The following is a 17,057-nucleotide window of genomic DNA, read 5'->3' as shown; positions in this document are numbered from 1 at the left end:
CTATGGCTATCGGAAAACTTTAACGGGCAGACTCAATGACATTCTCACAGGGTTTGCCGTTGAGGAGCTGCTCCAGGTTTTCAATCGTGGTTTGGCCTATGGTTATCAGTGCTTCCTCGGTAAAGAAGCCCTGGTGACCAGTAATAAATACATTGGGAAAGGTTAGCAATCGGGTAAATACATCGTCCTGAATAATCGCATCGGACAGATCTTCAAAGAATAGTTCGCTTTCCAGTTCATAAACATCAAGTCCGAGAAAGCCGATTTTCTGCGACTTAAGTCCCTCGATAATGGCCTTGCTGTCAATGACGCCGCCACGGGAGGTATTAATGATGGTCACACCTGGCTTCATTAGTTCAATGGCGCTGCGATTAATAATGTGTTTGGTGCCGTGATTGAGTGGACAATGCAAAGAAATAATATCGGCATTGGCAAATAACTCGTTGAGTGGCACGAATTTGATATCAAGTTGCTTTGCTTCCGGGTTGGGGGAGGGATCGTAACAAAGTACCTTGCAGCCAAAACCGAGAAGAATTTTTATTGTCGCCGAACCTATCTTGCCAACGCCAATGATCCCAGCCGTTTTACCATACAGGTTAAATCCCATCAGGCCATCGAGGCTAAAGTTGTTTTCGCGGACCCGTAAATACGCCTTATGATATTTTCGGCTTAACGTCAGTAACAGGCCTATGGTGTGCTCCGCCACCGCCTGCGGTGAATACTCCGGAACCCGACATACCTGTATCCCCAGTGAATGAGCCGTCTTTAAATCGAGATTATTAAAACCAGCACACCGCAATGCTACGACTTTGACGCCAAATTTATGCAGTTGCCTGAGCACATGATGGTCAACGACATCATTGACAAAGACACAAACCGCCTGATAGCCCTGAACTAACTCAACGGTTTGCTGGTCGAGGTGACTGGCAAAGAAATCTAATTGCAACTGCCCGGATTGATTGGACTGACTAAGAAATACTTCGTCATATTTTTTGCTGGAGAAAACGGCAACTTTAAACATAACTGACCTGTTCTATCAGGGTCGATGAGATTTAGTTTTTGCTTAATTAGGATAATTTCCTAGAATTTAATTCTGTGTATAGCTGAAAATGCGCTCATTTTCAACAGCTTAAAATGGGAATTATGATGAGTTTCAGAAGGCTAAGCTGCGCTAAACGCTATAAAATTAAGATGTATCAACAAGGATTTGTATATGGAAATTAATGTAACTGTGGTTATTCCGTTTTTTGTAAAAAACGAGGTGTTTGTTCAAGTCTTAGAATCAGTATTTACGCAATCAGTTAAACCAAAACAATTAATCATGCCGCGTGGAGTGTATGAATCACCGGAATTTCGTCCATTCAAGTCGCACTGGCAGCAACAGAATATCCAAGTATTTGATAATGAGTTGAGTACGGCTGACGCTATGAGTTTCGCGGTGAAGGTCGCCACCGGCAGGTATATCACGTTTGTCGAACGCCAGGAATATTGGTTACCCGACAAACTCAAAGACCAATATCAATTTCTGCAAGATCATCCTTCGGCAGGTTCTGTTTATTCTGGTGCTAGCTCGTTAACCGATATTCTGTATAAAAGTAAACCCCAATGCCTTGCTGCTAGTGACATGTTAATTAATAATGTGAGTGCACCTGAAAATATTATGCTAAGAACCTCTTTGTTTGATAAGGTCTGTCGAATAGAGCCTAATTCTGAACACTTTATCATCTGGGATCTGGGCTTACAGATGATGGCTGCAAATATTGAGCAGTATAGTTTGCGCCACCTGTGCATGCCGCTAAAGGTGTATGATGATGGCATAAGCAAGAGAAACTGGTGTGAGTATCGACGGGTTTTGTTGAAAAATCAACGTGTAATAGAGAATCTGCTGGGAGTCTATGAGTTTCAGTATTACTGGTATTGGGGGCTGAAATTGACTGCCAAATCAGAAGATAAAATTAAAGCAAGAATTGTCACAACATATGCAACAGCGATGATGTATTTTTATAAATTGAGAATCTGGATTGACAGGGAAAATGAAGAACCGGTTAAAACGGTTGGTCCTGTTGAAAGGTAAGCTAAAACGACCTGTTGAACTTAATTGCTCTACAGGTCTTCATATCTTCAACTTGTAAGGATGTCAGTTATTAAAGCTTTTCGAAACAACGCTTAGCGGCGGCGATAGTTGCATCGATATCGTCATCACTATGGGCCGTTGACAAAAATCCGGCTTCGAAGGCACTTGGAGCCAGATAGACCCCCTCATCTAGCATTAGATGGAAGAATTTATTGAAGCGCTCACCATCACATGCGGTTGCCTGGCTAAAGGATGTTACCTTCTCCTGTTCGGTAAAAAAGAAACCGAACATAGCACCCACATAATTGATCGCCATTGGAATACCTGATTCATCGGCGGCTTGCTTGAAGCCCTCCGCCAGGCGCTTGGTTTTTGCCGCTAACTCACTGTGGTGATCTGCTGCGCTCAACAGGTTTAATGCGGTCAAGCCAGCGGCCATGGCAATTGGATTTCCTGATAGGGTACCCGCCTGATAAACCGGGCCAACCGGGGCAATGTAGTCCATGATTTCTGTTTTACCACCAAATGCTCCGACAGGCATACCACCACCGATGACTTTGCCTAATGTGGTCAGGTCCGGCTTGATGTTGTAATGCTGTTGCGCGCCACCTAAGGCAACCCGAAAGCCAGTCATTACTTCATCGAAAATCAGCACTGACTTATATTCATCACAAATAGCACGTAAGCCTTCCAGGAAACCTGGCAGCGGCGGGATGCAGTTCATATTGCCGGCAACCGGTTCAACGATGATACAGGCAATGTCGCTGCCAAATTCAGCAAAAATTTGTTTTACCGAATCAAGGTCGTTGAAGGTTACGGTTAATGTATGTTTGGCAAAATCGGCGGGAATACCAGGTGAGTTTGGTACGCCCAGAGTCAGGGCTCCAGAGCCTGCTTTTACCAGCAGAGAGTCGGCATGGCCATGATAACAACCTTCAAATTTAAGGATCTTGTCACGACCGGTGTAGCCGCGCGCCAGACGAATGGCACTCATGGTCGCTTCTGTGCCTGAACTTACCATGCGCAGCTTTTCCATTGACGGTACCAGTTCCCGCACTTTTTCCGCCATGGTAATTTCTAATTCGGTTGGTGCACCAAAACTCAGGCCATTTTCTGCTGTTTTAATGACCGCAGCCCGAATCTCTGGATGGTTGTGACCTAATATCATCGGCCCCCAGGAACCAACATAATCAATATATTTCTTATCGTCGGCATCGAAAATATAAGGGCCTTCGGCTCGCTTAATAAAGCAAGGTGTACCACCAACGCTATTAAATGCACGGACTGGAGAGTTTACGCCACCAGGGATGGTTTTTTGCGCTTGCTGAAATAATTGTTCGGAATGAGACATGCTTACTCACTTAATTGTTTGTTGGAAAACCAGGTCACCGGTTTTTCGTGTTTGTGAAGAATCTCGTCTACCCCTAATGTCAGGGCAAACAGAGCCATACGCACTAATACGCCATTTTGTGCCTGACGGAAAATGGCCAGGTTGTTGTGATCATTGAGATCCACATCCAATTCGTTCGCTTCCGGACGTGAATCGCGCGGCAGTGGGTGCATAATCACGGTATGTTGCTGACAGTATTGCTCGTAAACTTGTTTATTAAGGCTGAAATGACCGCGGTACTGATCGGCTTCTTCCTTGCTACTGAAACGTTCCTGCTGGATTCGGGTCTGATAGACCACATCACTTTGCAAATTGCCAGCCATCTTGTCGGTGATGGTAATTTTGTGCCCGGCATTTTCCAGGCTGTCGATCACCGACGTTGGCATTTGCAATGCCTCGGGCGATAACAGGGTGATGTTAAGATTGTCGTATAAACTCAACAGCTTCGATAGCGAATGCACCGTACGGCCATGTTTTAAATCGCCCATCAGGACGATATTAAGATCATCAATACCTTTACCAAAACGAGCCATTTCTGCACGGATGGTAAATAAATCCAGCAGAGCCTGGGTCGGATGTTCATTGGCGCCGTCGCCGCCATTAATAACCGGTACGGTAGACCCTTCGGCAAATTCACTGACCGAATGCATGGTCGGATGGCGCATGGCGATAACATCCGCATAACCAGAGATAACCCGGGCGGTATCAAATAAACTCTCGCCTTTTGAAAGGCTTGAACTCTCCTGGCCGACGGTTTCATGAACAAATCCACCTAACAACTGAAAAGCCGTACCAAAAGATACCCGCGTGCGGGTTGATGGTTCGAAGAACAGATTATTTAGTATCGCACCTTCCAGCACATGACAGCGTTTCTGACGACTGGCATAGGGGATCATTAATTTGGCAACATCGAGAATTCGTGACACCGCTTCCCGATCAAACTGAGCCACCGATAATATGTGACTGCCTTGAAATTGCATCATAAAGCAAAACCTGAATTAACCTGATGACCCCATGCCCGATATTGAGCAATAGAACGGGGCAAAACTGGCGGCAACTTTAGCATAATTCCGCTCAAGATAGTAATCCTTAGGTGGATTACTGATAGAAGGGTTTAATGACCGCCAGCAGGATAATCGCGAACAGGAAAAGTACCGGGACTTCATTGAAAACCCGGTAAAAAAATCCGGAGCGTTGATTAATGTCATCTCGAAAGCGTTTCAGCAATACAAAGCAGTAACCATGGTAGATGTAGAGTATGGCCACCAACACCAGTTTAATATGCAGCCAAACAGAGAGTCGAAGCCAATCTAGCCCCTGCATGGTGATTAACACGACACCAAATATCAGGGTAAGCAATGCGAATGGGGTGATAAAGTAGAGCAGGCGTTTCGCCATAATTGCGAGTTGCTGGCGAACCTCTTTGCTGTCGCTTTCAGCATGGTAAACGAAGATCCGCGGCAGATAAAAAATACCGGCAAACCAGGCCACCATGAAAATAATGTGTAACGCTTTGACCAGCAAATACCAGCTCATCCTATATTGCTCCCTTGGTTAATAATCCGCGAATCTTATTAAACGATACGATGCCAATGATATTGGCCGGGTCCTTGTGATACACATAAACCGCACCCTGGCGCATTTCTACCAGGGCAAAATAGGCCTCTGATAAGGTCGCCTGGCTGTCAACAGCTGGCATCGTTGATAAACGATACGCGGGTCCTTCGTGCTCCAGTGGATGTTGATTTAAATCGTACTGTACCAGTTTAAACTGTTCTGGTTCGTCGTCTTCTGCAGGACAATGAACGATGATTTGTTCATCACCGGGCGCGGCGCGGATAATTTCACTGAGGTTAGCTTCTTCGGTATCTTTGATGATCTGATATTTATCTTCCAGATAAGCCAGCACCCCATATTTTTGTAAAATATTTTCCACCGGCGAGGGTTGATAACTCAGGTTTTGAAATTCCAGCTGTTGCAAAAATATCGAGCGATTCTTTAAAAACTGACTGGAAGTGAGATAGGCACTGGTGATCACAACCATAGCCGGCAACGCCAGTTGTAGCTGGTCGGCAAGTTCTATTATCGTCAACAGTGCTGCTAAAGGTGCATTCAAGGTGGCCGCAAGCATGCCTGCCATGCCTAACAGGGCATAATCTCCGGCAAATCTCATATCATTAAAAAATATACCGACCAATAATGACATCAGTGCGCCGGCAATCGCGCCGATGCCTAATGTCGGGCCGATAATGCCACCTGGAATACCCAATCCCAGTACCCCAATGGTGGCGATCATTTTGGCACATAACAGGCTGATAATCAGGGTGAAAACCATCTCTTCTTCTAAGATAAGGTCAATGGCGCTAACACTTGACCCCATGCTTTCCGGTACCCAGTAGCCCATAGTCCCCATAATTAGTGCCGCAACCAATAAGCGTACCGTCATATGCTGGTGTTGGCTGACACGAATGACGGCTAACATGCCAACATTAAATAGTTTGGCGAGACATCCAAGTAACACGCCAAATAAAATCAGCCAGGGATAATGGGCATAGTCGATCACCAGGTAGGCAAAAAACTCGTACTCATGATAAGAGCCAAATACCGCGTGGGTCATTAAAGAGCCAACAATGGAGGCAAGAATGACCGGTACGAACATATGCAGTTTATATTCGCGTAAAATGACTTCCATGACAAAAATGACTGCCGCAAGAGGCGTATTGAAACTGGCCGAAATGCCCGCGGCAACGCCGCATGCACATAATGTGCGCATCGAGTTTTGTGGCAGGGAAAAACGTTTAGCGAGGATGGTACTACAGGCGGCACCGATATGTACCGCTGGCCCCTCTCTACCAATCGAAAAGCCTCCTGCCAGCGCAAAAATACTGCCAAAAAACTGATTGATGGTATTCAGGAATGGGATCGCACCGTATGCCGTTTTTAACCGGTGAATAACGAAGGGGATGCCGCTTCGTGAATATTTAAAACCTGTCACCCAGGCAACCAGGAGGATGCCAAGCGTGGCAATGATTGGGGTTATAAAGCGTTGGATTTCTGTTAAGCTAGTGTAATCGTCAACGTTTTGTAGATAAATTAGTTGAATTGATTCAAACGCCAGACGGAAAAGAATAATAAAAATCGCTGCGATGGTAGCCCCGATAACCCCTAATAGGCAGAGTTGCCATGATGGTTCGGGCTTTGCGAGTTTTATTCTTAAATTGGCTAATGCCATTCTTCCCTCAAGGTGCGTTTTTGTGATAGTTTCTGTTTGACCAATGCAAAGCAGTTTAACATAAGTGCAGTAAAAATACGTTAATAATGAACTGGTTAAAAAAAATAACTTTAACAGGGCTACATCAGAGGTTTGGCGCTTTTAAACTCTGGATTTTTACCCTGATCTCACTCCTGATAATCAGTCAGATTGCCTATCGTATTGGTAATTTTTATCAGGGCCATCAGGAAAAAATCATCGCGACGCAAAATGAGCGTCTCGATCGCTTGTATCGTCTTAATGATGAGCAGCAGAGCAAAATTAATATTCTTAATGTAGAACTGGAAATTGAACGCCTCGCCAATCAACAGGCACTGGCAAATATCAGTGAATTAGAAACTCAGCAATTCGAACTGAAAAAACAATTGGCATTTTATGAAAAAATTATGGCGCCAGAAAAACAGGCGCAGGGTTTTGTTATTGATGAAGTGTCGGTTTCTTCCAGTGTCAGTAAAAATCACTACCGCTTAAAAGTCGTGTTAGTGCAGCAGTTAAAATCGAAACGATTTGCATCAGGTCATATCGAAGTGGATTTTGTCGGCAGCCTCAATAACCGCCCTGCAACCATTAAGTTAGCCAATGTATCCGAACTGGACACTGATAAACGTTCTTTTAACTTTCGTTATTTCCAGGTAATTGAGGGTGATTTTAATTTGCCGGAAGATTTTGTACCTGAAAAAATCCAGGTTGCGGCGATATTGCCTGCCAAAGGGACGCAAAAATATCGACGACTTGAAGAAACGTATCCCTGGCCGGAACCCGAGTCTGCGGTTGGTAACTAATCAATTGATTAACCCGACATTGCCGAATCGTTACCAAATTGTTCTATTTGCACGCTAATACTTGATTAAACTTGTCGGGTTTAAGATAATTTGCGCTACTGGGCGTGGGCTCAGGTAAATAGTTTTTCAAATGCGAAGCAAGTAGAGATTTATGTCAACTCCAGAAATGCCAATTCAATTCAGCGATGCTGCTGCCAATAAAGTCAAAGTATTGATCAGCGAAGAAGAAAATCCTGAGTTAAAACTCCGAGTTTACGTCACGGGTGGCGGTTGTTCGGGCTTTCAGTATGGCTTTACCTTTGATGAGAAGGTAAATGAGGGCGACATGACCATCGAAAAACAAGGCGTGACCATGGTGGTCGACCCGATGAGTTTACAATATTTAGTCGGTGGCACCGTTGATTATGTCGAAGGTCTGGAAGGCTCACGTTTTCTGGTAGATAACCCGAATGCCGAAACGACCTGCGGCTGTGGTTCATCATTTTCCATCTAATTGTCATAAGTTCGCCAATTTAAAGCGAAAATAGCCGCATTTTTTAGCATCAACCGGGAAAAAGTTGATGCTTATTCAAACAGAATTTTTTACACTGGTTAAAAATATTATTGCAAGGCTTTGAATGCAAACCAGTTCACCCAACTCGTCGGCAGCGAGTAAGAATCCTTATACGATTGCAATCGTGATCAGCATCCTGCTGATTCTCTGGCTTGCCAGTGGATTTATATTTAAAAGCTCGGCGCCTACGGAGCAGGAGGAGCAACAGCTGCCTCTTCCTCAGGTTAAGGTGGAAACGTTTCAAAGCAAGCCCATTACCAATACCATTCAGCTTTATGGCCGCACCGAGCCGGATCGCATCGTTACCTTGCGGGCTCAGGTTAAAGGCGCAATTATCCACGTATTCGCCGAGCGCGGCAGCTTTGTCAATAAAGGCGATGTGATTGCCAAAATCGCCCTCAATGATTTGCCGGCCAAACTGGAACATTATCAAACCTTGTTGAAGCAACGTCGGATTGAATACTATGGTGCGAAAAAGCTCTTTACGGGTGGCTTTCAGGGCGAGTCGGCACTGGCACAGAAGCTTGCCGATGTGACCGATGCCAAAGCGATGCTGGCGCAAATCGAAACCGATATTGCTAATACTACCGTGGTTGCGCCATTTTCCGGTGTATTGAATGAGCGCATGGTGGAAGTTGGTGATTATTTATCACCCGGTGACGAAATTGCCATTATTGCCGATCTTGACCCTTTGGTGATTCGTGCCCACTTGACTGAGAACCAGGTATTGCAGGTCAGGGAACGACAGTCGGCCAACATTCATTTGCTCAGCCACCGTAATTTAACCGGTACGCTGCGCTATCTGGCCAGTGTGGCCAATGAACAAACCAATACCTTTAAAGCGGAAATTACTATTGCTAATCCGGATTACCGTTACCGGGCGGGAATCAGCTCAGAGGTGGAATTACCGTTACAGCAAGTTAATGCCATTAAAGTATCCCCGGCAATCCTGACCCTGGATGAACAAGGCAACATCGGCGTTAAAACCGTGAGCGAAGATATCGTTCACTTCACCCCAATCCAGATGGTAAAAAGTGAAGAAGACGGTGTCTGGCTAACCGGCCTTGATGACACGGTGCAGGTAATTACATTGGGGCAGGGATTTGTCCGCCCTGGTGATAAAGTGCAGGCAGTTAACAGCAATATCATGGAGCCATAAGCGCATGCTTGCGATGATCGATGCCGCGTTATTTCGTACTCGCTCCGTGGTACTGATTTTCGTTCTCCTGCTGCTTGCCGGCGGCGCTACCTATTATTCTATTCCCAAAGAATCTAACCCCGATATCACCATTCCTGTCATTTACGTTTCCATGGTACATGACGGAATTTCCCCGGAAGATGCTGAGCGGATGCTGGTCCGGCCGATGGAAAATGAGCTGAAAGCAATTGAAGGCGTTGATGAGATGCGCGCCAATGCCAGTGAAGGGCACGCCAGCGTAACCCTGGAGTTCGTTGCCGGACTGGATCCGAAAGAGGCACTCGCCGATGTACGCGATAAAGTAACCCTGGCCAAGGCCAAATTGCCTGATGAAACGGAAGAGCCGGTGGTCAGTGAAGTGACCATGGCGAACCAGCAACCGGCGGTTATTGTGTTTTTATCCGGACCAGTGTCAGAGCGCGGGCTGATCACCATCGCCCGGGATTTACAGGACAAAATTGCCGCCATGCCGCAGGTGCTGGAGGTAGATATTGGCGGTGATCGTGAAGATATGCTGGAAATCATCGTCGATCCCCTGCTGATGGAAAGCTACGGGTTAGATCAAAACGATATTTTCAATCTGGTGACCCGCAATAATCGCCTGGTGCCTGCCGGGACCATGGATACCGGTAAAGGACGATTTGCGATTAAGGTGCCGTCCGTTTTCGAATCGGTAAAAGACTTGTATGAGTTACCGGTTAAAGTCGAAGGCGATCGGGTGATCCGCTTCCAGGATGTCGCCGCAGTGCGCCGCTCTTACAAGGACCCGACCTCCTTTGCCCGCTTAAATGGCCAACGAGCGATTTCCATTGAGGTGAAAAAACGGCCGGGACAAAACATTATTGAAACCGTCAACCAGGTCAAAACCCTGATTGAAAAAGAGCGAGAGCTGTGGCCAAAACATATTCGCGTTGACTATGTAGGTGATCAATCGAAATTTGTAAAAGACATGCTGACGGATTTACAAAACAACGTGATTTCAGCCGTGCTTCTGGTGGTCATCGTTATCATTGCCGCACTGGGCGCAAGAACGGCGTTATTGGTTGGTTTATCCATTCCAGGATCGTTTTTAACCGGCATTATGGTGTTATCGGTATTTGGCCTGACTGTGAATATCGTCGTCTTGTTTGCCCTGATCATGGCGGTCGGCATGCTGGTCGATGGTGCTATCGTGGTGACCGAATTTGCCGATCGGGAAATGGGCGAAGGATTGGAGAAAAAGCAGGCTTATGCCCTTGCCGCTAAGCGCATGGCCTGGCCAATAATCGCCTCGACGGCCACCACCCTGGCAGCCTTTGCCCCCTTGTTGTTCTGGCCGGGAATGATGGGCGAGTTTATGAAATACATGCCGATTACCCTGATTGCCGTGTTATCGGCATCCTTGTTAATGGCATTGATATTCGTTCCCACCATGGGTGCCCTGTTTGGTAAAAGCCGAGCAATCAGCGAACAGCAAAAACAGCAGTTGCTGCAGGCAGAAAGTGGTGATTTAACGTCACTTTCCGGCTTACAGGGGCGTTATGTGCGAACCCTGGATAAAGCGATAGCTTATCCCAAAACCGTACTGGCAATTACCTTATTATTTGCGGTTACGGTATTTGCTAATTACGCCAATTCGAATCTGGGAGCGCAGTTTTTTCCGGAGGTAGAGCCGGATGGCATGAATATGACGGTCCGTTCCTATGGGGATCTGTCGATACACGAGAAAGACGAAATTATGCGGGAAATCGAGCGCCGGACCCTCGACCTGGATGATATTGAATCTCTGTATACCCGTACCGGCGGCAATGACCTGGTCGGTACCTTTCGAATTAACCTGAAAAACTGGCAACACCGACGCCCTGCCGATGATATTGTCGAAGATTTGCATCAGCGATTTGTTGATTACGCCGGCGTTGAGGTAGAGGTTCGCAAAGATGAAAGCGGCCCGCAGCAGGGTAAAGACTTAAAGATCGAATTTGCGTCCCGTAGCCCTCAACTATTGCAGGAGAGTGTGCGCACTGCACGTAGATTGCTGGAAGCCAATGGTAATTTCACTAACATCGAAGATGCGTCGTCAAAACCAGGTATTGAGTGGCAATTGCTAGTCGACAGGGCTCTGGCAGCGACGTTTAGTGCCGATGCAACATTGGTCGGCACCACCGTGCAAATGGTCACGAATGGCTTAAAACTTGGCGAGTATCGCCCCGATGATGTTGACGATGAACTCGATATCCGGGTACGTTTCCCGGTTGAAAAACGCAATATTGCCCGTCTCGATGACCTACGCTTAAAAACTTTCGATGGCTTGGTACCGGTAACCAACTTTGTCGAACGCAAAGCTGCGCAAAAGGTTGATACCATTCGCCGGGTCGATTCCAAACGTGTGGTGATTGTGCAGGCTGATTTAAAGCCCGGTGCCCAGCTGGTTAAGGAATTACCCAAGCTGCAACGGCAAATGCAGAACTCCGATATCAACTGGTTGCAGGTAAGCATGGAGGTGAAAGGGCAGAACGAAGATCAGATGGAATCCCAGACCTTCTTAATCAATGCATTTTTCATCGCTTTATTTGTGATGGCAATTATCCTGGTGACGCAGTTTAATAGTTTTTATCAGGCATTCTTGATTCTCTCCGCCGTGTTGTTTTCGACAGTGGGCGTGTTCCTGGCCCTTTACCTGGCAGGCAAGCCATTTGGTATTGTTATGTCAGGACTGGGAGTCATCTCCCTGGCAGGCATCGTGGTGAATAATAATATTGTCTTGATTGATACCTATAATGTGCTGCGGCAACAAGGACTGGTAGCCAAAGAGGCCATTCTTCGCACCGGTGCCCAGCGTTTGCGCCCGGTAATGTTGACCACCATCACTACCATTTTGGGATTAATGCCAATGGTATTGCAGATGAATATTGATTTTATTAGCCGTGAAATTACGTTTGGAGCACCATCAACCCAATGGTGGTCGCAACTGGCGACGGCGGTTGCTGGTGGCTTAGCATTTGCAACACTACTGACCTTAATTCTCACTCCCTGCTTGCTGGCAATCCGCGATGTTAAGCAGAACTCAAAAATTACAATCATTCCCACCAAAGGTGCTAATTACCAGGGTTCGCAACGCCTGGTGAATGCCTATGAAGAAGTATAAATAAGGAACCTTATGTCTATCCGAAACCTCCGTTTTGCCTTGTTGGCATTACTCTCTATGAGTGCGTTTGTCGCTCGCGCTGAGTTTCTCAATAAAGAACAGCAACAACAACTGACGTCGTTGCAGGAAACTGCCATTCAATCTGACCTGGCTTACGATATTCTTGAGTCGTTGACCACGGAAGTCGGTGCCCGGATGATCGGCACAAAAGGGGATCAGCGAGCCATTGCCTGGTCGCAGGCGAAAATGAAAGCGCTGGAGTTTGATAAAGTCTGGACCGAGGAAGTGACCCATTATCAATGGATTCGTGGTGATGTTGAAGCAAAAGTACTGGCGCCGTTTCCGCAACCTGTGGTTGCTATCGCCTTGGGTGAAAGTGTCGGTACCGGTGAGCAGGGTATTCAGGCTGAAGTGGTACACTTTAACGATTTTGATGCCTTAAAAGCTGCTGAAGCCGGAAGCCTTACAGGAAAGATTGCCTTTGTTTCTTATCGGATGGAACGTCATATTACCGGCAAAGGCTATGGTAAGGCAGTAGGTGCTCGTGTTTCAGGGGCTCAGGTTGCTGCCGAAAAAGGGGCTATTGCATTTATGATGCGCTCGGTAGGCACTGATGATAATCGTGCCGGCCACACCGGCATCACTCGCTATAAAGATGGCGTCAAACGTATCGCCGCGGTTGCATTGTCGAACCCGGATGCGGATATGCTGGTTAATCAGTTTAAACGCAATAAGCCGGTTGAATTCTTTTTAAAAGTTACTGCGGTTCGTAATGAAAAGGTTGCCGTTAAGGGAGCCAATGTTATTGGTGAAATTACCGGTTCTCAATACCCTGAACAAATCGTTGCCTTAGGAGCTCATTTGGATAGCTGGGATGTAGGTACGGGCGCCGTCGATGATGGACTAGGTATGGCAATGATGATGGCAGCGACTTCACACATTTCAAATTTGCCAGAACGGCCAAAACGAACGATTCGGGTGATATTATTCGCTGGCGAAGAAGTCGGGCTGTTGGGTGCTAAAGAATATGTCAACGTGCATAAAGACAAGCTGAAAAACCATGTGATTGCGGCGGAGTGGGACTTTGGCCTTGGCCGTATTTATGAGTTTAAAACCGGTGTCGGCGCAGAAGCGCTCGCTGGAGTAAGGGAATTTGCGCAACAGTTAGCACCGCTAGGTGTTTCATTTAATCCGGTAAACAATGCCCAGGGGCAGTCAGACATGAGCCTGGTGACGAAAGAAGGGGTGCCTGCAGCCCGCTTTGCACCGGATGGTTCAACCTATTTTGATGTACATCACACGATGAATGATACCTTAGATAAAGTAAATCCGGATGATCTGCGTCAAAATACTGCGGTGTATACCATGTTCGCCTACTTCGCTGCGCAAACGGGCATTGATTTTCGTAAATAGTTCTTTATCCGAATTTGGCTGCGAGGAGGCAACCTCCTTGCAGCCAGGTATCCGCAAAACTTGCTATTCATTCCTTGGTTAAACTCCGTCGCAATGCCTGCGTCTGCGAGTATGGCATTACCAATTCCACCCCTCCCTCCAATATGACGTATTGTTATATTTATATAACATTGATCTTTTAGCGCGATATGTTTAATGTGGATTTACAGCGAGTTGCTGTAGATAAATATAATTGCGAGGAAGATTAATGAAAAAAATAACAATGTTAATCGCAGTAGTGAGTCTGGCTTTGAGTGGTGTGGTTTCAGCCGGTGGCCAGGGAACCGTTATGGATGAAGCCTGGGATGCGATGAAAGATAATAACAAGGTTAATGTTAATGACCGTTGGAACTATATTCGCTTTCGTCCGCAATCGGGTATCGCTACCAAAGGAGTGTGTTTTGTTTTCTATCCGGGCGGTTTAATAAGTCCATACGCCTATGCACCTTATGGTCAGAAAATCACTGAACAGGGCTATTTGAGCTTTATTTTGAAAGTCCCGGTAGGTCTGGCAGTTCTTGAGCCTAACGCTGCGAATGATGCAAAATGGGATTATTACGCGAGACAATCGTGTTCAAGTTACGTGATTGCTGGTCATTCATTAGGTGGTGCCATGGCCGCACAATATGTGGCTGGTAATCCGCAGGATGGCCTGGTGTTACTTGGTGCCTATCCGGATGAATCCGAAGATTTGACCCATGTTACAGCACCCGTTGCCTCGGTTTATGGTAGCAATGATTGCCAAACGACCCTGGACGATATCAATAACAGCATGGATAACCTGCCATCGACCACCAATTATGTGGAAATCAATGGTGGTAATCATCCTCAATTTGGCTGGTATGGCGATGATACCACTGGAAATTGTGCCGCCACGGTCAGCCTTGAAGAGCAAAGTAATATATCGGTTGCAACCATTCTCGCAACGCTGGCTGCGATGGAGTAATGCTGGCTTGATGTAATGTTACTGATATAAAGGCCTGTTGTTGCTCATCAGGCCTTTTTTATTTGCTATTACCCATTCCTGATTTTCTCTCAAAAAATTAATAACCTTATGATTATTCGTAAATAACTTTGCCAGTGAAGACTGCTTTTGGAGTTTCGGAACTTCTGCCTTAGATATTTCCATGCTATGTTGGAAAGGAATTTATCTGAACAGTGCTAAAGGAATGATGATGAAAATATGGAATCTGGGATTAGGAATTGGCTTGTCGCTGGTTATGGCAGTAGCGGGAGCAAAGTCGTCGGTTTGGGAAGTCAGCAAAGGTGGGCAGAAAGTATACCTCGGCGGAACCGTGCATGTATTAGCGCAAAGCGATTATCCGCTGCCCGAAGAATTTGACCTGGCTTATAAAGACTCGCAGGTTCTGGTCTTTGAAATGGACATGAATGCGGCTCAGACACCGCAGTTTGAGCAGACCTTGATGCAAAAAATGATGTATCTCGATGGCCGTACTTACGCTGATGAATTACAACCGAATACTGTTGAGCGACTTAATAGTTATATCAAAGAGCGCGGATTACCTCTGGATAACCTGAAAATTTTAAAACCGTCGCTGCTTTCTATCACCCTGACAATGAAGGAACTGCAACGGTTAGGTATTATGGGTGCCGGTGTCGACCAGTTCTATACGATGCTGGGAAGCCAGGATAAGAAATCCTTTCAATACCTTGAACTGCCAGAAGAGCAATTAGAGTTTCTAGCGGGTATGGGCAAAGGTTATGAAGATGAGTTTATTAACTACACTCTCGACGATATAAATCGCCTTGGCGATATGATGGCTGATATGAAGCAGGCGTGGCGTAGTGGTGACAGCCAGGCCCTGGTCGACTTATCGATGATAGAATGGCAGGAAAAATTTCCTCAGTCCTATCAATCGCTAATCGTGGATAGAAACAATAACTGGATGGACGACATCGAAGGGTATTTTGCAACTGAGGATGTCGAATTTGTTTTGGTTGGTGCATTGCATCTGGTTGGCGAAGATGGTGTGATTAAAGCATTGCGGGACAAAGGCTATAAAGTGAAGCAATTGTAATTAAGCCAATGAACAAAGCTCAGCTAAGCCTGAGTGCAGCGCTGAGCTTTATTCTAAATCATTAGATGTTGCGGTGTTTATTTCGAGTTTTACTCGATATCCAAGGGATCAGGAGATAATACGACCCCAGTATTGTCGGCATAAATGTGATCTTCTGGCAGTATGGTTACGCCAGCAAAATTAACCGCTACGTCAATTTCACCATCGTCATTGTCGACGGCACCAACCGGAATGGATACCATCGCCTGAATACCAATATCGATCTCTTCTAAGGCATCGACATCGCGGACACTGCCGTAACAAATGATACCTTCCCATCCATTCTTCGCAGCAGCCTCGGCAATATAGGAATCGACTAGCGCCTTGCGGGCAGAACCGCCGCCGTCGATGACCAACACCTTACCAGTACCGTCATTTTCGACCATTTGTGAAATCAGGCCATTGGCTTCAAAGCATTTGATGGTTACCACTTGCCCACCAAATGAACTGCGGCCACCATAGTTGCTTAGCATGGGCTCAAGCACATCGACCAGATCAGTGTATAGATTGCATAATTCCGAGGTGTTGTATTCCATGGATATCTCCAGTTTAAACAGGGGCTTTTGGCTTAAACTACCCACAGTATAACTCGCTAATGGTCAGGTACAAGGGTTGTTTATACCAATTACACTAAGTTTTTTCACAACTCATAGTTAGGGCAGAGGTTCATTTACTACAAAGAATTCATTGGGATAGTCATTCTATATTAATGAGGGTATTAGCAGATACAAAAAAAGCGCCAACAGGCGCTTTTTCCGATTTTGCTAGTTCGGCAATTATTTTTTGCCCAACATACCAAAACGTTTGTTGAATTTGTCAACACGACCACCGGTCTCAGCAGCTTTTTGCTTACCAGTGTAGAATGGGTGACACTCAGAACAAACGTCCAGGTAAATATCTTTGCCCAACGTTGAGCGAGTTTCGATTACGTTACCACAAGAACAAGTTGCCTTGATAGCTGTGTAATTAGGGTGAATACCGTCTTTCATGGAAAACCTCTGTTTTAAGGCCGTATCGCCACCTGATCCATTGCCAGATACCATACGAGTTATCAATAAGGGGGCGAATAATACGGGATCATTGGTCCGTGATCAACTAAAAACGTTAAAAAATTAACCAATTTTCCTGCCTTTCA

Annotated in this window: 15 protein-coding genes; 8 read left to right on the top strand and 7 right to left on the bottom strand. The window is 46.0% G+C overall.

The window, feature by feature from the left end; genetic code table 11:
• Positions 1-19: 19 nt before the first annotated feature.
• A complete protein-coding gene (locus E8M12_RS09110; protein WP_136735835.1) occupies positions 20-1,021 on the bottom strand; it encodes a 2-hydroxyacid dehydrogenase in 1,002 nt (333 codons plus the stop codon).
• Positions 1,022-1,213: 192 nt separating this feature from the next.
• Here E8M12_RS09110 and E8M12_RS09105 point away from each other — a divergent pair, with 192 nt between their 5' ends.
• On the top strand, positions 1,214-2,074 hold the full coding sequence (locus E8M12_RS09105; RefSeq protein ID WP_136735834.1) for a glycosyltransferase family A protein: 861 nt from the start codon (positions 1,214-1,216) through the stop codon (positions 2,072-2,074).
• Between the two features lie 70 nt (positions 2,075-2,144).
• On the opposite strand, the gene hemL is transcribed toward E8M12_RS09105, so the two are convergent.
• From hemL to E8M12_RS09085, 4 genes are all read right to left on the bottom strand, one after another.
• The gene (gene hemL / locus E8M12_RS09100) at positions 2,145-3,425 is read right to left on the bottom strand and encodes a glutamate-1-semialdehyde 2,1-aminomutase (protein ID WP_136735833.1); all 1,281 of its coding nucleotides are present in this window, start codon (positions 3,423-3,425) and stop codon (positions 2,145-2,147) included.
• A gap of 2 nt (positions 3,426-3,427) precedes the next feature.
• Complete coding sequence (locus tag E8M12_RS09095) at positions 3,428-4,447, bottom strand: aspartate carbamoyltransferase (RefSeq protein WP_136735832.1); 1,020 nt, start codon at positions 4,445-4,447, stop codon at positions 3,428-3,430.
• Positions 4,448-4,562: 115 nt separating this feature from the next.
• Complete coding sequence (locus E8M12_RS09090; RefSeq protein WP_136735831.1) at positions 4,563-5,000, bottom strand: CopD family protein; 438 nt, start codon at positions 4,998-5,000, stop codon at positions 4,563-4,565.
• Position 5,001: 1 nt separating this feature from the next.
• Positions 5,002-6,696, bottom strand: a complete 1,695-nt coding sequence (locus E8M12_RS09085; RefSeq protein WP_136735830.1) for a chloride channel protein — start codon at positions 6,694-6,696, stop codon at positions 5,002-5,004.
• Between the two features lie 86 nt (positions 6,697-6,782).
• Here E8M12_RS09085 and E8M12_RS09080 point away from each other — a divergent pair, with 86 nt between their 5' ends.
• The 7 genes from E8M12_RS09080 (at position 6,783) to E8M12_RS09050 (ending at position 15,883) form a co-directional block, all read left to right on the top strand.
• A complete protein-coding gene (locus E8M12_RS09080) occupies positions 6,783-7,517 on the top strand; it encodes a DUF6776 family protein (protein WP_136735829.1) in 735 nt (244 codons plus the stop codon).
• Between the two features lie 151 nt (positions 7,518-7,668).
• On the top strand, positions 7,669-8,010 hold the full coding sequence (erpA, locus tag E8M12_RS09075) for an iron-sulfur cluster insertion protein ErpA (protein ID WP_136735828.1): 342 nt from the start codon (positions 7,669-7,671) through the stop codon (positions 8,008-8,010).
• Positions 8,011-8,134: 124 nt separating this feature from the next.
• The gene (locus tag E8M12_RS09070) at positions 8,135-9,229 is read left to right on the top strand and encodes an efflux RND transporter periplasmic adaptor subunit (protein WP_136735827.1); all 1,095 of its coding nucleotides are present in this window, start codon (positions 8,135-8,137) and stop codon (positions 9,227-9,229) included.
• A 4-nt stretch (positions 9,230-9,233) separates the two neighbouring features.
• Positions 9,234-12,392: an efflux RND transporter permease subunit gene (locus E8M12_RS09065; RefSeq protein ID WP_136735826.1), complete on the top strand. Its 3,159-nt coding sequence runs from the start codon at positions 9,234-9,236 to the stop codon at positions 12,390-12,392.
• Between the two features lie 12 nt (positions 12,393-12,404).
• Positions 12,405-13,805, top strand: coding sequence for a M20/M25/M40 family metallo-hydrolase (locus E8M12_RS09060; protein WP_306416220.1), 1,401 nt, complete (start codon positions 12,405-12,407; stop codon positions 13,803-13,805).
• Between the two features lie 247 nt (positions 13,806-14,052).
• The gene (locus E8M12_RS09055) at positions 14,053-14,790 is read left to right on the top strand and encodes an alpha/beta hydrolase (RefSeq protein ID WP_136735825.1); all 738 of its coding nucleotides are present in this window, start codon (positions 14,053-14,055) and stop codon (positions 14,788-14,790) included.
• Positions 14,791-15,019: 229 nt separating this feature from the next.
• Positions 15,020-15,883: a TraB/GumN family protein gene (locus E8M12_RS09050; protein ID WP_169303093.1), complete on the top strand. Its 864-nt coding sequence runs from the start codon at positions 15,020-15,022 to the stop codon at positions 15,881-15,883.
• 89 nt (positions 15,884-15,972) lie between these two features.
• On the opposite strand, the gene rraA is transcribed toward E8M12_RS09050, so the two are convergent.
• On the bottom strand, positions 15,973-16,458 hold the full coding sequence (rraA, locus tag E8M12_RS09045; RefSeq protein ID WP_136735823.1) for a ribonuclease E activity regulator RraA: 486 nt from the start codon (positions 16,456-16,458) through the stop codon (positions 15,973-15,975).
• A gap of 240 nt (positions 16,459-16,698) precedes the next feature.
• Complete coding sequence (rpmE, locus tag E8M12_RS09040; RefSeq protein WP_136735822.1) at positions 16,699-16,911, bottom strand: 50S ribosomal protein L31; 213 nt, start codon at positions 16,909-16,911, stop codon at positions 16,699-16,701.
• Between the last annotated feature and the right edge of the window lie 146 nt (positions 16,912-17,057).

It is taken from the genome of Thalassotalea mangrovi (assembly GCF_005116735.1).
GTDB lineage: Bacteria > Pseudomonadota > Gammaproteobacteria > Enterobacterales > Alteromonadaceae > Thalassotalea_A > Thalassotalea_A mangrovi.
Note: the sequence above shows the minus strand (reverse complement) of the source record. Positions and strands in the feature narration are given on the sequence as shown.

What these genes read in the sequence shown, in the direction of transcription:
- E8M12_RS09080 (WP_136735829.1), top strand. Translation starts at nt 6,783, where the DNA reads ATGAACTGGTTAAAAAAAATAACTTTAACAGGGCTACATCAGAGGTTT.
- hemL (WP_136735833.1), bottom strand. Translation starts at nt 3,425, where the DNA reads ATGTCTCATTCCGAACAATTATTTCAGCAAGCGCAAAAAACCATCCCT.
- E8M12_RS09085 (WP_136735830.1), bottom strand. Translation starts at nt 6,696, where the DNA reads ATGGCATTAGCCAATTTAAGAATAAAACTCGCAAAGCCCGAACCATCA.
- E8M12_RS09110 (WP_136735835.1), bottom strand. Translation starts at nt 1,021, where the DNA reads ATGTTTAAAGTTGCCGTTTTCTCCAGCAAAAAATATGACGAAGTATTT.
- rpmE (WP_136735822.1), bottom strand. Translation starts at nt 16,911, where the DNA reads ATGAAAGACGGTATTCACCCTAATTACACAGCTATCAAGGCAACTTGT.
- E8M12_RS09050 (WP_169303093.1), top strand. Translation starts at nt 15,020, where the DNA reads ATGAAAATATGGAATCTGGGATTAGGAATTGGCTTGTCGCTGGTTATG.
- erpA (WP_136735828.1), top strand. Translation starts at nt 7,669, where the DNA reads ATGTCAACTCCAGAAATGCCAATTCAATTCAGCGATGCTGCTGCCAAT.
- rraA (WP_136735823.1), bottom strand. Translation starts at nt 16,458, where the DNA reads ATGGAATACAACACCTCGGAATTATGCAATCTATACACTGATCTGGTC.
- E8M12_RS09070 (WP_136735827.1), top strand. Translation starts at nt 8,135, where the DNA reads ATGCAAACCAGTTCACCCAACTCGTCGGCAGCGAGTAAGAATCCTTAT.
- E8M12_RS09060 (WP_306416220.1), top strand. Translation starts at nt 12,405, where the DNA reads ATGTCTATCCGAAACCTCCGTTTTGCCTTGTTGGCATTACTCTCTATG.
- E8M12_RS09065 (WP_136735826.1), top strand. Translation starts at nt 9,234, where the DNA reads ATGCTTGCGATGATCGATGCCGCGTTATTTCGTACTCGCTCCGTGGTA.
- E8M12_RS09105 (WP_136735834.1), top strand. Translation starts at nt 1,214, where the DNA reads ATGGAAATTAATGTAACTGTGGTTATTCCGTTTTTTGTAAAAAACGAG.
- E8M12_RS09055 (WP_136735825.1), top strand. Translation starts at nt 14,053, where the DNA reads ATGAAAAAAATAACAATGTTAATCGCAGTAGTGAGTCTGGCTTTGAGT.
- E8M12_RS09090 (WP_136735831.1), bottom strand. Translation starts at nt 5,000, where the DNA reads ATGAGCTGGTATTTGCTGGTCAAAGCGTTACACATTATTTTCATGGTG.
- E8M12_RS09095 (WP_136735832.1), bottom strand. Translation starts at nt 4,447, where the DNA reads ATGATGCAATTTCAAGGCAGTCACATATTATCGGTGGCTCAGTTTGAT.